Origin of the sequence: Agromyces protaetiae (assembly GCF_030866785.1) — a bacterium.
Classification (GTDB): Bacteria; Actinomycetota; Actinomycetes; order Actinomycetales; family Microbacteriaceae; genus Agromyces; species Agromyces silvae.
This window is the reverse complement of the sequence record NZ_CP133018.1, coordinates 1,688,601-1,708,582: the sequence shown is the minus strand read 5'-3', so window position 1 is coordinate 1,708,582 and position 19,982 is coordinate 1,688,601. Positions and strand designations below refer to the sequence as shown.

At 71.8% G+C, this 19,982-nt stretch carries 17 protein-coding genes; 6 read left to right on the top strand and 11 right to left on the bottom strand.

Annotated features, from left to right (window positions below; all coding sequences use genetic code 11):
• Positions 1–84: 84 nt before the first annotated feature.
• The 10 genes from QU602_RS07865 to QU602_RS07820 all read right to left on the bottom strand — a co-directional run bounded on the left by QU602_RS07865 (position 85) and on the right by QU602_RS07820 (position 9,349).
• Entirely contained in the window at positions 85–933 is an 849-nt protein-coding gene (locus tag QU602_RS07865) for an ABC transporter ATP-binding protein (protein WP_308799708.1), read from the bottom strand.
• A complete protein-coding gene (locus QU602_RS07860; RefSeq protein ID WP_308799707.1) occupies positions 930–2,006 on the bottom strand; it encodes a FecCD family ABC transporter permease in 1,077 nt (358 codons plus the stop codon). The genes QU602_RS07865 and QU602_RS07860 overlap by 4 nt, the downstream gene beginning before the upstream one ends.
• Positions 2,006–3,070 (bottom strand): FecCD family ABC transporter permease, encoded by a 1,065-nt coding sequence (locus tag QU602_RS07855; protein WP_308799706.1) that lies wholly within the window; start codon positions 3,068–3,070, stop codon positions 2,006–2,008. The genes QU602_RS07860 and QU602_RS07855 overlap by 1 nt, the downstream gene beginning before the upstream one ends.
• 10 nt (positions 3,071–3,080) lie before the next feature.
• Positions 3,081–4,040 (bottom strand): siderophore-interacting protein, encoded by a 960-nt coding sequence (locus tag QU602_RS07850; protein ID WP_308799705.1) that lies wholly within the window; start codon positions 4,038–4,040, stop codon positions 3,081–3,083.
• Positions 4,041–4,113: 73 nt separating this feature from the next.
• The gene (locus tag QU602_RS07845; RefSeq protein WP_308799704.1) at positions 4,114–5,553 is read right to left on the bottom strand and encodes an amidase; all 1,440 of its coding nucleotides are present in this window, start codon (positions 5,551–5,553) and stop codon (positions 4,114–4,116) included.
• Between the two features lie 64 nt (positions 5,554–5,617).
• Complete coding sequence (locus QU602_RS07840; protein WP_308799702.1) at positions 5,618–6,199, bottom strand: GNAT family N-acetyltransferase; 582 nt, start codon at positions 6,197–6,199, stop codon at positions 5,618–5,620.
• Positions 6,200–6,246: 47 nt separating this feature from the next.
• Complete coding sequence (locus QU602_RS07835) at positions 6,247–6,951, bottom strand: uracil-DNA glycosylase (protein ID WP_308800117.1); 705 nt, start codon at positions 6,949–6,951, stop codon at positions 6,247–6,249.
• A 5-nt stretch (positions 6,952–6,956) separates the two neighbouring features.
• A complete protein-coding gene (locus QU602_RS07830) occupies positions 6,957–7,697 on the bottom strand; it encodes a Type 1 glutamine amidotransferase-like domain-containing protein (protein WP_308799701.1) in 741 nt (246 codons plus the stop codon).
• Between the two features lie 75 nt (positions 7,698–7,772).
• Entirely contained in the window at positions 7,773–8,504 is a 732-nt protein-coding gene (locus tag QU602_RS07825; RefSeq protein WP_308799700.1) for a potassium channel family protein, read from the bottom strand.
• A 56-nt stretch (positions 8,505–8,560) separates the two neighbouring features.
• Positions 8,561–9,349: an SDR family oxidoreductase gene (locus tag QU602_RS07820; protein ID WP_308799699.1), complete on the bottom strand. Its 789-nt coding sequence runs from the start codon at positions 9,347–9,349 to the stop codon at positions 8,561–8,563.
• A gap of 79 nt (positions 9,350–9,428) precedes the next feature.
• On the opposite strand from QU602_RS07820, the gene QU602_RS07815 reads away from it, so the two are divergent.
• The 6 genes from QU602_RS07815 to QU602_RS07790 all read left to right on the top strand — a co-directional run bounded on the left by QU602_RS07815 (position 9,429) and on the right by QU602_RS07790 (position 16,611).
• Complete coding sequence (locus tag QU602_RS07815) at positions 9,429–10,580, top strand: acyltransferase family protein (protein WP_308799698.1); 1,152 nt, start codon at positions 9,429–9,431, stop codon at positions 10,578–10,580.
• A 121-nt stretch (positions 10,581–10,701) separates the two neighbouring features.
• On the top strand, positions 10,702–12,027 hold the full coding sequence (locus QU602_RS07810) for a bifunctional o-acetylhomoserine/o-acetylserine sulfhydrylase (protein WP_308799697.1): 1,326 nt from the start codon (positions 10,702–10,704) through the stop codon (positions 12,025–12,027).
• A gap of 168 nt (positions 12,028–12,195) precedes the next feature.
• Positions 12,196–13,401, top strand: coding sequence for a homoserine O-acetyltransferase MetX (gene metX / locus QU602_RS07805; RefSeq protein ID WP_373692903.1), 1,206 nt, complete (start codon positions 12,196–12,198; stop codon positions 13,399–13,401).
• A 100-nt stretch (positions 13,402–13,501) separates the two neighbouring features.
• Entirely contained in the window at positions 13,502–14,659 is a 1,158-nt protein-coding gene (locus QU602_RS07800) for a sensor histidine kinase (RefSeq protein WP_308799696.1), read from the top strand.
• Positions 14,656–15,960 carry a hypothetical protein gene (locus tag QU602_RS07795; RefSeq protein ID WP_308799695.1) on the top strand — a complete coding sequence of 435 codons (1,305 nt, stop codon included), beginning with the start codon at positions 14,656–14,658 and terminating at the stop codon, positions 15,958–15,960. Before QU602_RS07800 ends, QU602_RS07795 begins: the two co-directional genes overlap by 4 nt.
• On the top strand, positions 15,961–16,611 hold the full coding sequence (locus tag QU602_RS07790; RefSeq protein ID WP_308799693.1) for a response regulator transcription factor: 651 nt from the start codon (positions 15,961–15,963) through the stop codon (positions 16,609–16,611).
• 64 nt (positions 16,612–16,675) lie between these two features.
• Here the strand turns inward: QU602_RS07790 and QU602_RS07785 are convergent, their stop codons facing one another.
• A complete protein-coding gene (locus tag QU602_RS07785; RefSeq protein ID WP_308799692.1) occupies positions 16,676–19,915 on the bottom strand; it encodes a hypothetical protein in 3,240 nt (1,079 codons plus the stop codon).
• Positions 19,916–19,982 lie beyond the last annotated feature (67 nt).

Here is a 19,982-nt window from a genome sequence, read left to right as displayed (position 1 = left end):
GGAACGAAGGCAAGGCTAACCTAAAACGCATACGGATGCATCACGGCGGCGGCCATCCGTCTCGATGCCGAGACAGTTGGCGGCTCAGCCCCGCTCGCCCGAATGGAACCGGCCGATCGGCACGATCATCGGACTGCCCGAGACGGGGTCGGGGATGACCCGGGCCGAGAGCCCGAACGCCCGCTGCACGATCTCGCTCGTGAGCACCTGGCCGGGCGCACCCTCGGCCACGACGCGGCCGGCCGACATCACCACCAGGTGGTCCGCGTACCGCGCCGCGAGGTTGAGCTCGTGCAGCACCATGACGACCGTGGTCCCGCGCTCGCGGTTGAGCGAGGTCAGCAGGTCGAGCAGCTCGAGCTGGTGCGTGACGTCGAGGAACGTCGTGGGCTCGTCGAGCAGCACCAGATCGGTCTTCTGCGCGAGCACCATGGCGATCCACACACGCTGGCGCTGGCCGCCCGAGAGCTCGTCGATCGGCCGGTCCGCGAGGTCGGCGACACCCGTCGCCGCCAGCGCCTCGGCGACCACCTCGTCGTCGTCGCTCGAGTGCCGGCCGAACCAGCCCTGGTGCGGATAGCGGCCGCGGCCGACCAGGTCGGCGACCCGCACGCCGTCGGGCGCGATCGAGGATTGGGGCAGCACGCCGACCCGGCGCGCGACGTCCCGCCGCGGCATCCGCGTGAGGTCCTCGCCCTCGAGCGTGACTCGTCCGGCCTCGAGCGGATGCAGCCGTGCGAGGCCCCGGAGCAGCGTCGACTTTCCGCAGGCGTTGGGCCCGACGATGGCCGTGATCCGGCCCTGCGGAAGCACGAGATCGAGGCCGTCGATCACCCGGCGGCCGTCGTAGCCGAGGCTCACCGCCTCGGCACGCAGTCCGGGCGATGCGCCGGGAGCGGCATCCGGGGCGGGGGTCGCGGAGGCGGCGGTCATGCGCGGGAGGTCCTCTCGGTGCGGGCGAGCAGCCACAGCAGGTACGGAGCGCCGATCACGCCGGTGACGATACCCACCGGCGCGCTGAAGCCGGGGAACGCGAACTGGCCGATGACGTCGGCGGCGAGCACCAGCAGGGCGCCCACGAAGGTCGACGCCACGAGTGCTGCGCCGCCCCCGCCGACGAGACTCCGCGCGACCGCCGGGGCGATGAGCGCCACGAACGCGATCGGTCCGGCCACCGAGGTCGCCGTCGCGACGAGCGCCACCGCGAGGAGGAGGAGCACCACCCGCCCGGCGTTCACGCGCACGCCGAGCGCGGCCGCGTGGTCGTCGCCGAGTGCGAGCGGCCGCAGCACGCGCGACGCGATCGCGACGGCGCCTGCGCCTGCGGCGACGCCGACGGCGAGCACCGCGAGCTCGGGCCCGCGCACGTCCGCGACGCTGCCGACGGTCCAGTGCAGGGCCGTCTGCGCCTGGCGGACGTCGGAGCTCGCGAGGAGCCAGGCGACCGTCGAACCGCACACGTAGCTCATGCCGACGCCGACGAGCACGAACCTGATGCCGTGCAGGCCCTGCCGCCATGCCGCGAGCCAGATCACGATCGCGACGAGCAGTGCGCCACCGAACGCGAGCCCGGCGACCGCGGCGCCCCCGAGCGCGAGTCCGAGGATCGCCCAGACCGCGCCGAGGCTCGCGCCCTGCGCGATGCCGAGGATGTCGGGGCTCGCGAGCGGATTCCGCAGCGTCGACTGGAACACGGCGCCCGCGAGCGCGAACGCGGCGCCGACGAGCAGCGCGGCGAGGATGCGCGGCAGCCGCAGGTTGAGCACGACGAACCGGTCGACCCGCTCGCCGCCGCCGAACAGCACGCCGAGGACCCGGTCGGGGGTGACCGAGGCCGCGCCGAGCGAGAGCGCCGTCAGCGCGAGCCCGATCGCCAGCACGAGCGCGACCGAGACGACGAGCAGGTACCGGCGCCGGCGCTGTGCGCGGCCCGCGGCGATCGACGCCAGGGCCGCACGCGCGGCGGGGGCGGCCGGCTGCGGAGCGTGGTGCGTCGTGACGGTCATCAGAGCCCGGCCACCCGTCGGCTGCGGGCGATCGCGATGAGCACGGGCGCGCCGAGGAACGCCGCGACCACGCCGGCCTCGAGCTCGGAGTTCGGCACGATGAGCCTCCCGATCACGTCGGCCGCGAGCAGCATGACGGGGCCGAGGAGGAAGGCGGCTGCGGTGATCCACCGGTAGTCGCTGCCGACGAGCCTTCGTGCCGCGTGCGGCACCACGAGTCCGACGAGCGCGATGGGCCCGGCGAGCGCCGTGGCCGTGCCGCACAGCAGCACGATCGCGACGCCGGCGACCGCACGCGTCGCGCCGACGCGCTGGCCGAGCGCACTCGCGACGTCGTCGCCGAGCGCGAGCAGGTTGAGGCGGTGTGCGAGAGCCGCGGCGAGGATCGCGCCGACGAGCAGGAACGGCCACAGCATGCCGACGGTGTCGAGGTCACGACCCGTGAGCGAACCGACCGCCCAGAACCGGTACTGGTTGAACGCCTCGGTGTCGCGGATCAGCACGAGCGCGATGAGGGGTGTGAGCAGCGCGGTCAATGCGGCTCCGACGAGGGCCAGCCGCACCGGCTGCGCGCCGCCGATCGCGAACACCAGCAGGGCGGCGGCGGCCGCGCCGGCGAACGCGAACCAGATGTAGCCGAGCGGCGACGTCACGCCGAGGATCGAGATGCACAGCACGACCGCCAGCGACGCGCCCGAGTTGACGCCGAGCAGCCCGGGGTCGGCGATCGGGTTGCGGGTGACGCCCTGGATGAGCGTCCCGGCGAGCGCGAGTGCGATGCCCGCGGCGAGGCCGATCACCGTCCTCGGCACACGCAGTTGGAGCACGACCGCCTGGTCGGGATCGGTGAGGTCGGGGGCGACGAGCGCCTGCCATACGGCCCCTGGGTCCATACCTCGGACGCCGAGCGCGAGGCTCGCGGCGACCGCGGCGAGGAGCGCGAGGGCGCAGACGGCGAGGACGAGGAGCTTGCGCCAGGCGGGTGGCCGCCGGCGCGCGTCCGCGGGCGTCAGCGCGGCGGTCGCCGAGACGGCGGCGCGACCCACCGGCTTCGTGCTGGACATGACGGTCGGGTCAGTCGAGTTCGGCGCGACCCCGGCGCCAGTACCCCATGAAGGCCACCTGACGGCGGTCCATGCCGGCCTCGCGTACGAGGAAGCGTCGCAGGGTCTTGATGACGGATGCCTCGCCCGCGAGCCAGGCATAGCAGTCGCCGTCGAGGCTCGACCCCTCGGGCACGTCCCAGAGCGGGGCATCCTCGAGGTCGGCGTTCTCGGCGGCGACGAGGTCGCGCACGGCCGCCGACGAGGTCGGCGCGCCGGGGATGCAGCCCTGGGCGCAGCACGTGCGGACGACCCAGTCGCGCACCGCGGGCACGAGGCGCTCACCGTGCACCCCGCCGCCGCGGGCCAGCCAGCGCACCTCGACGCCGGCGGGTGAGCGGACGGACAGCACGTCCTCGGCCGTGGGCACCTCGATCATGGCGACGCCCGAGGCGTCAGCCGGAAGCTGTTCGAGGATGGCGCAGATCGCGGGCGCCGCGGTCTCGTCCCCGGCGAGCAACACGGTGTCGACCGTGCCGGGGCGGAAGTCGATGCCGAGTGCGCGACCCGGGCTCAGCTCGTCGGGGCCGATCAGGATAATCTCGTCGCCGGGCGCCGCCTGCATCGCCCACGCCGAGGCCGGGCCGAGGTCGCCGTGCAACGCGAAGTCGATGTCGACCTCGCGGTCGGCGGGCCGGACGGCGCGCACCGTGTACGTGCGGAAGACGTTGCGCCGCTCGGCGGGCAGCTCACGCCAGGCCTGGTACCACTCCTCGCCCTCGGGGAAGTCGACGAAGCCGCGGCCGGCGATCGGCAGCACGACCTTCACGCGCTGGTCGAGCCCCGCGGTGCCGAACTCGGCGAGCTCATCGCCCGAGAAGGTCACCCGCGTGAAGTGCGGTGACATCCGGACCACGCGCGACACGCTCGTCCGGAAGCTCCGGTAGGCCGGCCGCGGGCGCGGCGCCGCTTCGACGAGTGAGGTAAGCATTACCTAAGCATCGCATAGCCGACCGCATCCGTCGAACTCGGACGCGATCAGGCAGGATCCGTCGCGACGAGCCTCACCAGACGGGCGGGCGACGGCGCGCGGCGGTGAGTCGAGCGGCGCGCTCGAGGCGGGCCGCGATCGCGAACAGCGTCGCCTCACCCCCGGGCCGGCCGATGAGCTGCACGCCCATCGGCTGGCCGGCGTCCGTGAACACCGTCGGCACGGTGATCGCCGGCAGCCCCACGACGTTGACGAACGACGTATAGGGCGTGAACGCCACCTGCTGCGCGAAGTTGCGCTCGCCGTCCTCCGGGTCGTACCAGCCGACCGGGCGCGGCGTCATGGCGAGCGCGGGCGTGAGCACGGCGTCGAACGTCGCGAAGCGGCGGATGGTCCGCCGCTCGTAGTCGGACAGCCACGCGAGGGCCTCGACGAGGGCGCGCGCGGGCAGAGACCGGCCGCGTTCGACCAGCCAGCGTGTGAGCGGTTCGAGGAGCGACTCGCGCTCCCCCTCGACCGGGATCGACGCGGCGCCCGCCTGCCAGATCGTACGGAACGCCCCCGGATAGCCGGGCTCGGGCGAGGGCGCCACGGCGTCGAGACCGTACCCCGCACGGTCGAACAGCTCGATGGCCCGGTCGAGCGCCAGTTGAGCTTCGGGCTCGAGGGAGATCTCCGTGAACTCGTCCCAGGGGGTGTCGCTGAGCACGCCCAGCTGGAATCGTCCCTCGCCGCGGATGGCGGCGCCGAGATAGGGGCCATCGTCGCCCGGCGCCCGGACCGCGAACGGATGCTCCGGCGGGTAGCCGCTCGGTGCGATCATGCCGTCGAGCAGCAGTGCGGCATCCGCGACCGTGTGCGCGATCGGCCCGGCCACCCCCAGCCCGGCGAGGCCGGCGAGACCCGAACCGGCGGGCACGCGACCTCGCGACGGCTTCACGCCGACGAGTCCGCACGAGGCGGCCGGGATGCGCACCGAACCCCCACCGTCTGACCCGGGCGCGAACGGCAGCAGGCCGGCGGCGACCGCGGCCGCGGCTCCGCCGCTCGATCCCCCGGCTCCTCTCGACAGGTCCCAAGGATCCCGGGCCGCCGGAACGCCGAGGCCCTCGGTGTACGAGGGCAGCCCGAACTCGGGGGTCGCGGTCTTGCCGAGGCTCACCGCGCCCGCCGCATCCACGGCATGCACCAGGTCGTCGGACTCGTCGGGCACGAACCCGTCGAAGGCGCGGGAGCCGAACCGGGCGGGCATGCCCGCCCGCCGGTCCAGGTCCTTGTCGGCGAGCGGCATTCCCCAGAGCGGCGCCGCCTTCGGCACGCGACGTTCGACGAATCTGGCCCGCTCGATCGCGCGTTCGGCGTCGACATGCGCGAACGCGCCGACCTCGGGACCGATCCGGTCGATCCGCGCGAGGAAGTGCTCAGCGGCCTGTACCGGCGAGACCTCGCCGCGCTGCAGGCGCTGATGCAACTCGAGGGCGGTGTACTCGTGGAGGTCGTCGACGTCGGTCACACCTCCGAGCCTGGCACACCCCGCGCCACGGTTCAGGCGGCCGCTCCCCGATCGGGCGAGCTCGTCACTTCTTCAGCGAGCGTTGCAGGAGCACCGTGCCGAGCCACCGGTCGAACTTGAACCCGACCCGGCCCATCCGGCCGATCTCGGTGAAGCCGAACTTCTCGTGCAGCGCGAGCGACGCCTCGGCGCCCTGGTCGGCGATCACCGCGATCATCTCTTTGAGCCCCGCCGCCTTCGAGCGCTCGATCAGCTCGCCGAGGAGCGCGCGGCCGAGCCCCTTGCCCGAGGCCGCCGGCCCGAGATAGATCGAGCTCTCGACCGTGAACCGGTACGCGCGCTTCTGCTTCCACGGGCTGACCAGGGCGTAGCCCAGCAGCTGGCCGCTCGGCGCCTCGGCGACGAGGAAGGGCATGCCCTGCTTCTCGAGATAGGCGAACTTCTGCTTCCACTCGCGGAGCGTCATCGCGTCCTCGTCGAACGTGACGGTTGAGTTCGCCACGTAGTGGTTGTAGATCTCGCGGACGGCCGGGAGGTCGGCGGCCCGGGCCTCGCGGATGGTGAAGTCGAAGGCGGGTTCGGGCTCCGCCTGCTTCCTCAGGTGCTGGGGCAGCACCCGGCGCGGCTGGTATTCCTCCTCGAGCATGCCGTCACGATACCCCGCACGTGTGTCGGCCGGATGTCGGACCGGGCTCAGGCGCCGCCCGCCGGTGCCAGGCGCCAGTCGACGGGGGCCCCACCCTGCTGTTCGAGCAGCACGTTCGCCCGGCTGAACGGCTTGGAGCCGAAGAAGCCGCGCGACGCCGACAACGGGCTCGGGTGCACCGACTCGATCGCCGGGGTCGCGCCGAGCATCGGGCGCAACGACTGCGCGTCGCGCCCCCACAGGATCGCCACGAGCGGTGCGTCACGCTCGACGAGCACGCGGATCGCGTGGTCGGTCACGCGCTCCCACCCCTTGCCGCGGTGCGAGGCCGGGGCGCCGGGGCGCACGGTGAGCACGCGATTCAGCAGCATCACGCCGTTGCGGCTCCAGGCACCGAGGTCGCCGTGCGCGGGCGGCTCGACACCGAGATCGTCGCGCAGCTCGCGGTAGATGTTCTGCAGACTCCTGGGCAGGGGCCGCACATGCGCCTCGACGGCGAACGACAACCCGATCGGGTGCCCCGGTGTGGGGTACGGATCTTGGCCGACGATGAGCACGCGCACCTCATCGAGTGGAGCGGAGAACGCGCGAAGCACCCGGTCGCCGGCGGGCAGGTACCCCTGACCGGCGGCCGCCTCGGCGCGCAGGAAGTCGCCCATGCGGGCGATGTCGGCCGCAACGGGCTCGAGCGCCTCGGCCCAGGACGGATCGATCAGCCCCTCGGCGGCGAGCTCGTCGAGTCGCTTCGCCATGGCGGTCACGCGCCCATCGTCGAGACCACGACACCGGTCTCGCCGGGCAGGACCCGCCACACACTGCCGTCGCCCGCGACGCCGAGCCCGCCTTCGCCGACCACGAGCGCGGTCCGCTCGTCGATCGCGAGCCCGCCCTCGACCAGCCCGGCCTCGACGGCTGCGACGAGCCGGGACACGGTGCCCCATTGCGCGGCGTGTGCGTCGATCGCCACGTCGACGAGCCCGATGCCCGGCGCGACCGTCACCTCGTCGAGCCCCTCTGACGTGGCCTCGGGGGTGACGGCGACGCCGCCGATGCGCCAGCCGCCGACGATCGCACGCTCGGCCGCGATCGCCGCCCCGGCCGAACAGCCGAGGTACGGCACGCCCGCCGCGACCTGGCGGCGAAGCTCGCCGAACCGCGGTTCGAGCAACTCGCGATAGGCGGGGGTCCGACCGCCACCGATCACGATGCCGTCGATGTCGACGAAGGCCGTCGCGGGCACCTCGCCGGATTCGCCGACCGCGGTCACATGGGCGTCGAGTGCCGGCTCGTCCGCCGAGCCATCCGCATCGAGTTCGCGGCTGAGCTGGCCGGCGAGCCGGTGCGCATGCCCGGCGGCATCGTCGCCGATCGCCACGATCGCGACGCGAGGCCGGGCGCGGCCGACCGACCGTGCGCGTGCGGCGGCCTCGGCCACGAAGCCTGTGAACTCGGGACTCGCGCCCTCGTGCTCGGCGCCGCCCGCCAGGTGCACGCTCATGCTGCGATCGCCTCGCGTGCCGCTGCCGCTGTCTGTCTGGCCGAGGCCGTGGCGTCGAGAGTCATGCAGGCAAGGTTAGCCGTCGCGCTCGTCACCGGGCGGCTCGGCCGGCTTCTGTGGATGGCGTTCGACGAACAGGCTCGGATCGAGCCCGTGCGGCCGCTCGCGCTCATCGCCGGGTGCGGAGGCCTCCGGCTCATGGCCGCCGTGGTGCCGCAGCTTCGCGATCCGCTCGTTCAGCACCGAGATGATCGTCGCCGACGCCGTGCCGACGATCGCGACCCCGCCGATCATGAGCAGCACGGCGTAGAACCGGCCTGCCGCGGTGACCGGGTACTCGTCGCCGTAGCCGACGGTCGCGATGGTCACGAACGCCCACCAGATCGCATCGCCGAAGGTCAGGATGTTCGCCCCCGGAGCATCGCGTTCGACCTGCAGCGTGGCGAGCGAGACGAAATAGATGAAGGCCAGCGCGTACGAGACCGCGAAGACGATGAACTGGGCGCGCACCGCGCCGCTGGTGCGCCTGCGCAAGTACGGGATCTGGTTGAACAACTCGAGGACGCGGAGCGCGCGGAACAGCGGGATCAGCCCCGAGAGCACGTCGATCGGGTGGGTCACGATGAAACGCCAGCGCCCGCCGCGCGGCGTGAGCACGATCCGCACGATGACGTCGACGAGGAACACGACCCAGCTCAGCCCGAGGACGATGAGCAGCGGCCGGTGCCAGAACGAATCGACGTCGATGGCCAGCACGTAGACCGAGTAGGCGACGATGAAGGCGAGGCCCAGTACGGCGAGCGGCATCGCTGTGACACGCTCCCACGCGTCGCGGCGGGGCGCCGGCGGTACCGGGCGGTCGCTCACGGCCGGCGCTTCCCGCGCAGCTCGAGCGGGCCCTTCGCGACCAGGTGCGGTGCGGACTGCGCGACCGGCTTGACGACGATGAGGTCCAGATCGACGTGCCGCGGTTTCGTGACCGCGTCGACGATGACGGCGGCGACGTCGTCGGCGACCAGCGGCTCAGGCACGTCCGCATAGACCTGGTCGGCCTTCTCCCGGTCGCCGTCGAACCGGACGAGCGAGAACTCCTCGGTCTGCACCATGCCCGGCGCGACCTCGATCACGCGGATCGGCTCGCCGGACAGCTCGAGCCGCAGCACCTCGGTCATCGCGTGCTGGGCGAACTTGGCGGCGTTGTAGCCACCGCCGCCGACGTACGCGATGTGGCCCGCGATGGACGTCAGGTTGACGAGATCGGCGACGCCGCGCTCCGCGGCACCCGAGCGCAGGAGCGGCAGCAGCGCGCTGGTGACGAGCTTGGTGCCGAGCACGTTGACGCGGAACATCCACTCCCAGTCGGCCGCGACCGACTCCTCGACCGAGGCGAGCCCCTTCGCGCCGCCGGCGTTGTTCACGAGCGCGTGCAGCGGTCCGGTCTCCGCGAGATGGTCGGCGAGTGCGGCGACGTCGGCCTCGTCCGAGACATCCGCGACGAAGACGGATGCCCCGGTCTCCTCGGCGAGCGCGCGAAGCCGATCCTCGCGGCGGGCCACGCCCACGACGTCCCAGCCCGCCTCGCGGAGCGCGCGGACCGTCGCCGCACCGATCCCCGAACTCGCACCCGTCACCACTGCACGCAACCGAACCATGGGCACCATTCTGCCGAACCACCGCCGCCGCCGAGCGCAACCACCGCGGCGGATCCGGCTCGTACGGGAGAATGGGCCGATGCACACGGCTCCCCCGGCGCCCCGTTCGCGCAAGCGCGTCCCACTGTGGGACAACGCGCGCTGGATCGCGATCACGCTCGTCGTCATCGGGCACGGCATCCTGCCGCTCATCGCCGAGGACGATGCCGCCTACAGCGTGTACCTCTTCATCTACTCGTTCCACGTTGCGGTCTTCGTGACCGTGTCGGGGTACTTCGCCAAGTCGGGCCCGCCGACGCCGCGGTCGCTCAGGCAGGTGCTGACCGACATCGTCTTCCCGTACGTCATCTTCGAGACGATCTGGACGGTCATCAGGTTCGCCCTCGGCGGCGAGTTCAACCTCGACTACTCGACCGCGTCCTGGACGCTCTGGTTCCTCATCGCGCTCGCGGCGTGGCGCATCGCGCTGCCCTACCTCGTGCTGCTGCGGTACCCGCTGACCATCGCCGTGATCATCTCGATCGCGGCGGGCTACACCGAGGCGATCGATTCGACGTTCGCGCTGACCCGCACGTTCGGCATGTTCCCGTTCTTCGTCTTCGGATGGAAGCTGCGGCAGATGCGACTCACCGATCGCTGGCTCGCCCTGCCGCCCGTCGTCGTCTGGCGCTGGCGGGCCGGCGCCATCGCCGTCTTCGCCGCGCTGCTCGTGCTCATGCCGCTCGCGATCGAGACGTGGCGCGACCTGCGACTGCGCCGCTTCATGCTCTACGACGAGTCGTACGTGGCGATCGGCTACGACGAGCCGTGGTCGGGCGCCATCAGGCTCGTGCTGCTCGTGCTCGCGATGCTGCTCGCGGTCGCGTTCCTCATCCTGATGCCGCGCGGCCGGCACTGGTTCACGCCCTTCGGCGCGGCCACGATGTACATCTATCTGCTGCACAGCTTCGTGCTGTTCCCCTTGCGGGAGTCCGGCGTGCTCGGCGGGGCGCAGCCGTTCTGGGTGCTGCCCGCGATGATCCTCTTCTGCATCGGCGTCTCGGTCGTGCTCTCGCTGAAGCCCGTGCGCCGGCTGTTCCGGCCGCTCGTCGAGCCACGCGCCCGGTGGCTGTTCCGGCCCGATCCCGCCACCCCGACGGGCACGATCGTGCTGCCGCCCGACGCGATCCCGCCCGCCGACCGCGGGTCCGAGCGGCCGCCGCGCGACCCGGGTGGTGCCGACCGCGGCTAACCGGCGTGTGTCGGCATGTGTCGGCCGCCATTGCCCTGTCGGCCGGCCGCTCATACCGTGGTGCGCATGATGCGGCAGGCCCGCAGGACCCATGCCGCACGACCCCATGAAGGAGACACCCATGACCGAGCACACCGACGAGTGGCGCTTCGAGACGAAGCAGGTGCACTCGGGCGCAGCACCCGACCCGGTGACCAAGGCCCGCGCGACCCCGATCTACCAGACGACCTCCTACGTCTTCGACAATGCCGACCACGCGAAGAACCTCTTCGCACTGGCCGAGTTCGGCAACATCTACACCCGCATCCAGAACCCGACGCAGGCGGTCGTCGAAGAGCGCCTCGCCGCGCTCGAGGGGGGCACCGGCGCCCTGCTCGTGGCCTCGGGCCAGGCGGCCGAGACCTTCGCGGTCCTGAACCTCGCGCAGGCCGGCGACCACATCGTGTCGAGCTCGTCGATCTACGGCGGCACCTACAACCTCTTCAAGTACACGCTCGCGCGGCTCGGCATCGAGACCACGTTCGTCGAGAACCAGGACGACGCCGACGAGTGGCGCCGCGCCGTGCGGCCGAACACCAAGCTCTTCTTCGCCGAGACGATCGGCAATCCGAAGATCAACGTGCTCGACATCCGCCTCGTCGCGGACATCGCGCACGACAACGGCATCCCGCTCATCGTCGACAACACCATCGCGACGCCGTACCTCATCAAGCCGTTCCAGCACGGCGCGGACATCGTGCTGCACTCGGCGACGAAGTTCCTCGGCGGTCACGGCACGGTCGTGGGCGGCGTCATCGTCGACGGTGGCACGTTCGAGTGGTCGAAGCACGTCGAGAAGTTCCCCGGCCTCACCGAGCCCGACCCGTCGTACCACGGCGCGAGCTACACCGCCGCGGTCGGCGACGGCCTCGCCTACATCATCAAGGCGCGCGTGCAGCTGCTGCGCGACCTCGGCTCCGCGATCTCCCCGAACAACGCCTGGCAGCTGCTGCAGGGCATCGAGACGCTGTCGCTGCGCATCGAACGGCACGTGCAGAACGCACAGGAGATCGCCGAGTGGCTCGACAACCACCCCGACATCGCGAGCGTCAATTATTCGGGCCTGCCGTCCAGCCCCTGGTATGCCGCGGCGAACACCTACGCGCCCAAGGGCGTCGGCGCGGTGCTGTCGTTCGAGCTCAAGGGCGGCGTCGACGCCGGCCGTGCACTGGTGGACAACCTCACGCTGTTCAGCCACCTCGCGAACATCGGCGACGTGCGTTCGCTGGTCATCCACCCGGCGTCGACGACGCACTCGCAGCTCACGCCCGAGCAGCAGCTCACGACGGGTGTCACGCCCGGCCTCGTGCGGCTGTCGGTCGGCATCGAGCACGTCGACGACCTCAAGGCGGACCTGGCCGCGGGACTCGCGGCGGCGCGCGCCGCGGTCGAGGCGTCGCGCGTCTGACGGTCGCCACGCCATGAGCGGATGCCTCGGAGCCACGTCGCTCCGAGGCATCCGCTCGTCTGTGCTGTGACAACCGGTCTGCGCTGTGACAACCGGCCTGCGCTGTGACACCCCGTCTGTGCTGTAACAAAGCGGGCCGATCCTCCAGCGTCGGGGAGAATCGAACACATGGACTGGCAGCGGATGGCGGAAGCGGAGCCCGCCCGGCCCGTGCCCGTGCTGCCGACACCCGTCGCGCCGGGGCGCGCCCCGGCGACGGGCGCGTGGCGTGAGGGCGACCCGGTCGGCCACCGCCGGTTCGTGCGCATCGGCGACGTCGCCCTCGAATCGGGTGGGGTGCTGCCCGACGTCCGGATGGCGTACGAGACCTGGGGCGAGTTGTCGCCGGCACGCGACAATGCCGTGCTGGTGTTGCACGCGCTCACCGGCGACGCGCACGTCAGCGGTCCCTCCGGTCCCGGGCATCCGACCGCCGGCTGGTGGCCGGGCATCGTGGGCCCCGGGCTCGCGATCGACACCGACCGCTGGTTCGTGGTCGCACCCAACGTGCTCGGCGGTTGCCAGGGCACGACCGGACCGGCTTCTGTGGCCCCCGACGGTGTCGAGTGGGGACCGAGGTTCCCGTTCCTCACGATCCGCGACCAGGTCCTGGCGCAGCAGCGCTTCGCGGCCGAGCTGGGCATCGATCGCTTCGCGGCGGTGGTGGGCGGCTCGATGGGCGCGATGCATGTGCTCGAGTGGGCCATCATGGCGCCCGACCAGGTCGAGCGCGTCGCCGTGCTCGCCGCCCCCGCCGCGACCACGGCCGACCAGATCGCGCACAACGCCATGCAGCTCGAGGCGATCAGGGTCGACCCCGCGTTCCGGGGCGGCGAGTTCTACGACGCGGCCGACGGCGACGGCCCGAACCGCGGCCTCGCGCTCGCCCGGCGGCTCGCGATGCTGAACTACCGCACGGCCGGCGAGCTCGATGAGCGCTTCGCGAGGAGCTGGCAGTCGAGCATCGATCCGCTGGGCGGCGGCGGGCGGTTCGCCGTCGAGTCGTATCTCGACTTCCACGGCAACCGCTTCACCCGGCGCTTCGACGCGAACAGCTACCTGGTTCTCACCGAGGCGATGAACTCGCACGACGTCGGTCGCGGCCGGGGCGGCGTCGCGAGTGCGCTGGCCCGGGTCCAGGCGAAGAGCCTCGTGCTCGGCATCGACAGTGACCGGTACTTCCCGCTCGCAGGTCAGCGCGAGATCGCGGCGCAGCTGCCGCGGAGCGTGCACGGCGACTCCCCCGTGGTGATCACGTCGGACTTCGGCCACGATGCGTTCCTCATCGAGGACGCCGCCGTCGGCCGCGCTCTCGCCGCTCTCCTCGCCGCGTGACGGGCGGACGTACTTCTCCGCTTGCCGACGGCGAGGTTGTACGCTCAGTCCAGAGACGGCACTCGCCGGTGTCACGATCGAGCGCCATGCTGGGGGGTGTATGAAGCGCATCCACAAGGAACGCGACCGCCTGCTCCGGCGCGTCTCCAGGGTCGCCGGGCTCACCGGCGCCGTGGTCGCGCTCGCCTGCCTGCTCGTGCCCGGAACGCTCTCGGGGGTGCTGCTGCTCGCGGCGGCCGCCGCCGTCGCGGCCGTCGGCACCTTCGTGTTCCTCGCCACGCAGCGCGGTTCGCGGCTGCTGTCCGGCGCCACAGTCGCCGCCTCGGTCGCGGCGATCGCGATCATCGGCACCGATGCCGGCGCCGACCCGGTGGCGCTCGCCGCCATCGCGTCGATCGCCGGAGTCGCCGCGCCCTCGGCCGCGATCCCGGTCATCGTGCAGCGGCACGGCATCGCGCTCGCCATCACCTTCGCCGCGTCGGTCCTCGTGACCCTGTGGGTGCTCGCGCTGCTGGGCGAACCCGTCGCGGCCCCCATCCTGACCGCGATCGCCGGCTGGTTGGCCAGTGGCGCCCTGGGGGTCTGGATCGACCGTGCCATCGCGCGCACCGCTGAGCGCATCGCCGAGGTCGGCCGGGCGCACGAGGCCGAACGGCTTGCGAGCGAGCTCGAGTCGCAGCAGCGCCAGGACGCGCGCGTGCTGCACGACACCGTCCTCGCCACGCTCAGCCTGCTCGCCCACTCCGGCGTCGGCGTCGGGCCGGCCGCGCTCCGTCAGCAGGCCGGCGACGACGCGCGTCTCCTGCGTCTGCTGCGGCTCGGCGCCCCGCTCGACAGCGGCACCAGCTCGATGTTCTCCCCCGACCGCGACGACGATGCGCTCGGAACCACGTTCGAGTCGGTGCGTCAGCGGTTCGCCCGCATGGGGCTCGATGTCAACTGGCACGGGGCCGGTCAGCTCGTCCTGCCCCGCGACACACTCGACGCCCTGCTCGGCGCGCTGGGCGAGTGTCTCGAGAACGTGCGCAGGCACTCCGGGGTGAACGAGGCCGACGTCACCGTCACCGACGACGAACACATGGTCCGAGCGATGGTGTCGGACGCGGGCACCGGATTCGAGCCGGCACTCATCGACGCCGGCCGTCTGGGCTTCGCCGAGTCGGTCGTCGGCCGGCTCAGCGCGGTCGGCGGCCGCGCGCGGGTGTTCTCCTCGCCAGGAGCCGGCACCACCGTCATGCTCGAGGTGCCGAAGCCATGACGGGTGGGTTCGACGAGGCCACGGTGACGGCCGGCCGGGAGCAGAGCTTCCGGCGTCCGGCGCGCTCGGCGCGCGCAGCGGTCGACGCGTACGGCAGCCACGGCGGCACCCGGCTCGCGCTCGGGGCCGCCGTCGCCGCGGGAATCCTCATCGCGGCGCAACTCGTGCACGCCATCTCGATCGCCCCGTACTTCCCGCCGGGTCCCGGACCTTGGCCGGCCTGGATCGGGCTCGCGGCGGTCCTCGTTGCCGGCGTGTCCGCGGTGGCCGCGCTCTCGCAGCGCGTGCCCGACTGGCTCTTCGCGGCACTCGTCGTCGCACTCGCGGTTCCGGTCGCGCTCGATGTGGCGGCCACGGCCGGCCTGCTGCACGTGGGCGTGACGCCGACGGCGGCGGCCGCAGCCGCCATGGTCCTGATGCCGGTCGCGGCGCTCCGCGGCACCATCGCACCGCTCGCCGCGTCCTCGGTGCTCGCGGCCGTGCTCGCGGCCGAGGCGCTTCTGCAGCTGCCCACCGCGGGCCGGAACGTCGTGCTCGGCCTCGCAGTCGCGGGCGTTGCGCTGCTGCCCGTGGCGCTCACCGTCATCACCGTGCGCGGTTTCCGCCGGCTCGCTCGCCGCGAGGTCGACCTGTCGCTCGTGCAGTCCACCGTGGCCACGCCCCGCTCGGCCGTCGGCATGCGCGCGTCGGAGGAATTGGCACAGCTCGACTTCGACGCCGAGTCGCTGCTCGAGGACGTGGGGGCCGGGCGCGTCGCGATCCCGCTGCCGCCCGAGAAGGCCGAGCTCGCCGGGCAGCTCGCCGCGCGGCTGCGTGTCCGGCTCATCGAGGGCCGGACCGACACCTGGCTGCGGCACGCGGTCGCCGAATCGGCGTACCTGTCGGGTCGCGTCGAGGTCACCGATCCGAACGGGCTCGCCGGCAAGCTCGCGCCGTCACAGCGCGAGGGTCTGCTCTTCGCGCTCTGGCTCATCGTGGGCGAACGGTCGCGACGGGACTCGGCGCGCGCGACCGTGCTGGTCGGCCAGGTCGACGGCCTCGTCGGGTCCGGAGCGGGCTTCGCCGACACCGTCACCGGGAGCGACGACCCGTATGCGGACCTCGCCATCGCCATCGCCATCTCGGGGCTCGCGCTGCGTCATCTCGACGCGGCGATGTGGGATGCGGTCGAGAGTGTCGGGACCCACCGCACGACCAGCAACGCGGAGCACCTCCGCGTCGATATCCTCTGTCGAACCGACCAGCCGCCGCGGCCCATGACCTCCACGCGGGAGCGTGGCGCGCGAACGAGGGAAACCTGAATGCCCGATTCCATCACCCCCATCCGTCTGGCGATCGTCGACGACCATCGCATGCTGCTCGGCGCACTCAGCGAGTGGCTGCGCGGTGCCGCGCCCGACATCGAGGTCGTGGCCGCGGTCCCGTCGTGGTCTGAGCTGCTCGCACACCCGGCGTTCCCCGTGGACGTCGTGCTGCTCGACCTGGACCTGAAGGACAACATCCCGGTCTCGCTCAAGCTCTCGATGCTGAAGTCGGCGGGCGTGCAGACCATGCTGATCAGCACCTACTCGGAGCCCGCGGTGGTTCGCGAGGCGCTGAGCGCCGGCGCGCTCGGCTACCTGCCGAAGTCGGAGCCGGTGGAGACGATCGTCGAGGCGATCCGTGCCGCCAAGCTCGGCGAGTCGTATCTCACGCCCGAGCTGCAGGCGACCCTGCTCGAGGACGGCCTGTCGCCGAAGCTCTCGGCGCAGGAGCGCCGGGTCATGGCACTGTACGGCGCCGGGCAGCCGGTCAAGGCCGTGGCGTTCCAGCTCGGCATCTCCGAGGAGACCGCGAAGAGCTACCTCAAGCGCATTCGTGAGAAGTATCGCGTGGCGGGGTACGACGTGGGCACCAAGGTCGCGCTGCGCAAGCGGGCCATCGCCGATGGGATCCTGCTGCAGAGCGACTGAGCGGCGCGACCGGCGATGCATGCCAGTCGGTCCGGTGCGTCGGCGTCGGCGTCGGCGTCGGGCGTCAGTATCGATCCACGATGACCGGTGGTTTCCGGTCGAGGAGAACCCCGAGGTCGTTCCGAAGCTGGGTGATCTGCGTCTGCACGGATGTCAGTCCACCCGTGCCCGGGAAATCTGATTTGATGAACGACGCAATATGGGATTCCGCGAGGGCGAGCTGCTCATCTGCCGTCTCGACCAAGGTCTTGATCCTGCTCTCGGCGGCGACAAGCAGGTCGTGAGCCTCAAGCGCATTGACCGCCTGCAGGTTCGAATCCAATGCATCGGTGGCTGTGCGTCGCGCTTTCTGAAGACTCACCATCGCCGTATCCATGTTCACGGTCAGATATGGATCCATGAAATCGCCAACGAGCTGAGGAAGGCGCTCGGGCTCGGCCTTCTCCAACGACACGCGCCATCCGTACACAGCCTTCTGTCTCGCGAGGAGATCGTCTCCGGACACGCGACCCCTCAGATTGCCAAGAGCGTCCTGACCGACCGCTGTATAGCTGGGAATACAGGCGAGATCCATGAGCTCCATGCACGTCTTCGAGAACTTGCCAATCCCGCGTTTCGCCAGTGCGCCCATCAGCCGGTCGAACCCGTCGTACTCGTAGTCGGTCCGTGTGACCTCGAGCTGCCCCGTCTCGTCGCGGACCCGGTCGATCCGCGAGGTGAGGTCCCCAACCGGCGTGTACTCGTACGCGCGTTCTGACCGCACGCCGTCCGGGCCGGTCGTGATCTCGGATGCCACCTCGGCGGTGCTCGTGAACGTCACCTCGGTCCGTACGCCATTGTCGCGCTCGAGCACGTTCATCCGCCGGTACTCGTCGTACCCGTACCGCACCCCGCTCACGTGCTGTCCGTCGCGGTCGACCTGGACCGCGGCCACCATCGCGCCGTCCTTCGCGTCGTAGGTGTACTCGGTTCGGTTGCCGTCGATGTCGATCGTGGCCCGCTTCCGGCCGTTCTGGTCGTACTCGTGCCTGATCTCGGCACCGTCCGGGTAGACCGTCCGCGTCACATTCCCGAAGTCGTCGTGCTCGTACGAGATACGCGTGCCCGCCTCATCCGCCGGATCGTACACCGCGACCACCCGGCCGGCCCGGTCGTTCTCGAACGAGGAGACGACCTCGGCACCGTCCGCCGAGCGCACCCGCGTCGTGACCAGGTCCCGCGTGACCGGGTCGTACTCGTTCGTGAGGACCCGGCCGGTATCGGACACGATCTCGGCGACCAACCCGTCCGGCGTGTACGAGGTGCGCTCGGCGACCCCGCGCTGATCGGTCTGCGACACCACCCGCCCGAGAGCATCGAGCTCGCGCCGCTGCCCGGGCGCGGTCTCGGTGTCCGACCGCAGCGTCTTCTCGACGACCCGACCGAGCACGTCACGCTCCTCGGTCTCCGTGACGCCGATCGTGTCGGTCGTCATGACCGCATTGATCCCGTCGGCCTGCCGCGAACGATAGGCGTACGCCACGGTCCTCCCCGCGGTGTCTTCGACCGCCGTCGGTCGACCCGCCTGGTCGTACATGGCGGACGTGACCGCGCCGACCTCGTCGGTCTCCGACAGCACACCCCCGTGCACCAACGACGACACCGACACCGTGGCTGCCTCGATCGAGGTCCCGGCCGCGACCGTCTCCACGACAGACCTCGTCCCACGCGCCACATCGACCTGCTTCGTCCACCGCGTGATCGCCGGCGTCGCAGCCGGATCCCCGGCCGGGAACACACGCTCCTCGGTCACGAACCCGTCCGCGACGTCGGCTTCGACCCGCCCGACCCGCACCAGCTCGCCGCCCGCATGCTCCGACCACTGCTCCGTAGCGACCACCGCGCCGCGATCCTCGCTCAGCGCCGAGCGCGTCGAACGCACGAGCCCGTCGGCCGCCGTCGTGGTCTCCTCGACCACCAACCCGACCGGCAACGCCCGCCCGCGCGGCACCACATCGTCGTACACCCATCGCACGATCGAGCCATCGATGGCGACTCGCGAGACCATCCGCCCGAACTCGTCGCGCTCATACGACTCCGTCGCCACCCGTGTCCCACCGCGCAGATCATGGTGCGTCGTCGACGCCGACGTGGGCTGCATGCCCTCGCCGGGCCGCCCCATCGGACCGCCGACCTCCGGATACTCCATCTCCTGCTCCTGCACGACCCACTCGCCCGAGGACGAGCCGGCCACTACGGCCCGCTCGGTCAACCGGCCGTGCGCATCCACCCCCGACCGCACGCGGGTCTTCCCGTCCGACACCGAGGTCTCGAACCCCGGGCCCAGCGCGACGCCCGGCACGTGTGGCTCGGCGCTCAGCGGCCACCCCGACGGTGAGACGTCGCCCTGCACACTCCACTCCCGCGCACTCAGCTCGGCACCTGTCGCCGCGTCGAGCACCCGCACCCGTTCGACGCGCGGCACGCCGTCGGACGAGGCCTGCCACTGCACCACCGTCATGGCTCCCGCCGGATCGGTCACCCGCTCGACCATGCCCTGACGGTCGTACGTCACCTGCGTGCGCCCGCCCACCGGATCGATGAGCGCCGACACGCGGCCTCCGTCCAGCTCCACCAGCCACCGACCGCCGGCTCCCGCCCCTTCGACCGGATCCGTGACCATGCTGCCGGGAACGATCATCACTCGGCCGGGGTCCGACCAGTCCAATGCGGTCACCGAGCCATCAGGCGACACGACCGACGTCAGGCGCCCCGCCCCGCCGCCCGCCCACGTCCAGTCGAGCCGCTCGCCACCGAGCACCACGCGCGCGACGGGATGCCCGGCCGCGTCGAAGTACGTCGACACCCCGCCCAGCTCGTGCAACGCGTACGCGTACGCCGTCTCCCGCACCGAACCATCCGCACGCCCTGGAACCACTGCACCGGGGACGGCCGCCTCGAACCGCACATCCGTACCCGGATACCCCGCCAATCCCGACGGCGCGGACAGGTTCATCTCGTACGCACCACCCGACGCGGGGTACACCCACACGCCACCCGTCACGCGCACCGTCGCCAACCCGAACGACCAGCCCGCACCGAGCCCCACCGCATCGGCACCCACCCCACGTGAGTCCCACTCCAGGCTCACCCCGCCGGCCGACAAGCCGAACCCGAGCGACCCGTCCAACTCGCCGATCGCGCCCTCGAGCCCGTCCCCCGACGCGAACGACCCCAGCTCCACCCCGCCTCGGGCATCACCGTCGTCGTCCGCCGACGCAGCCCACACCGGCGACACCAGCCCGCCGACCAGCGCCGCACACACCAGCGCTCCCACCGTCACGGCCCCCCGACCGAGCCCGGCCCCACGACCCGACCCATCTCCGCGCCTG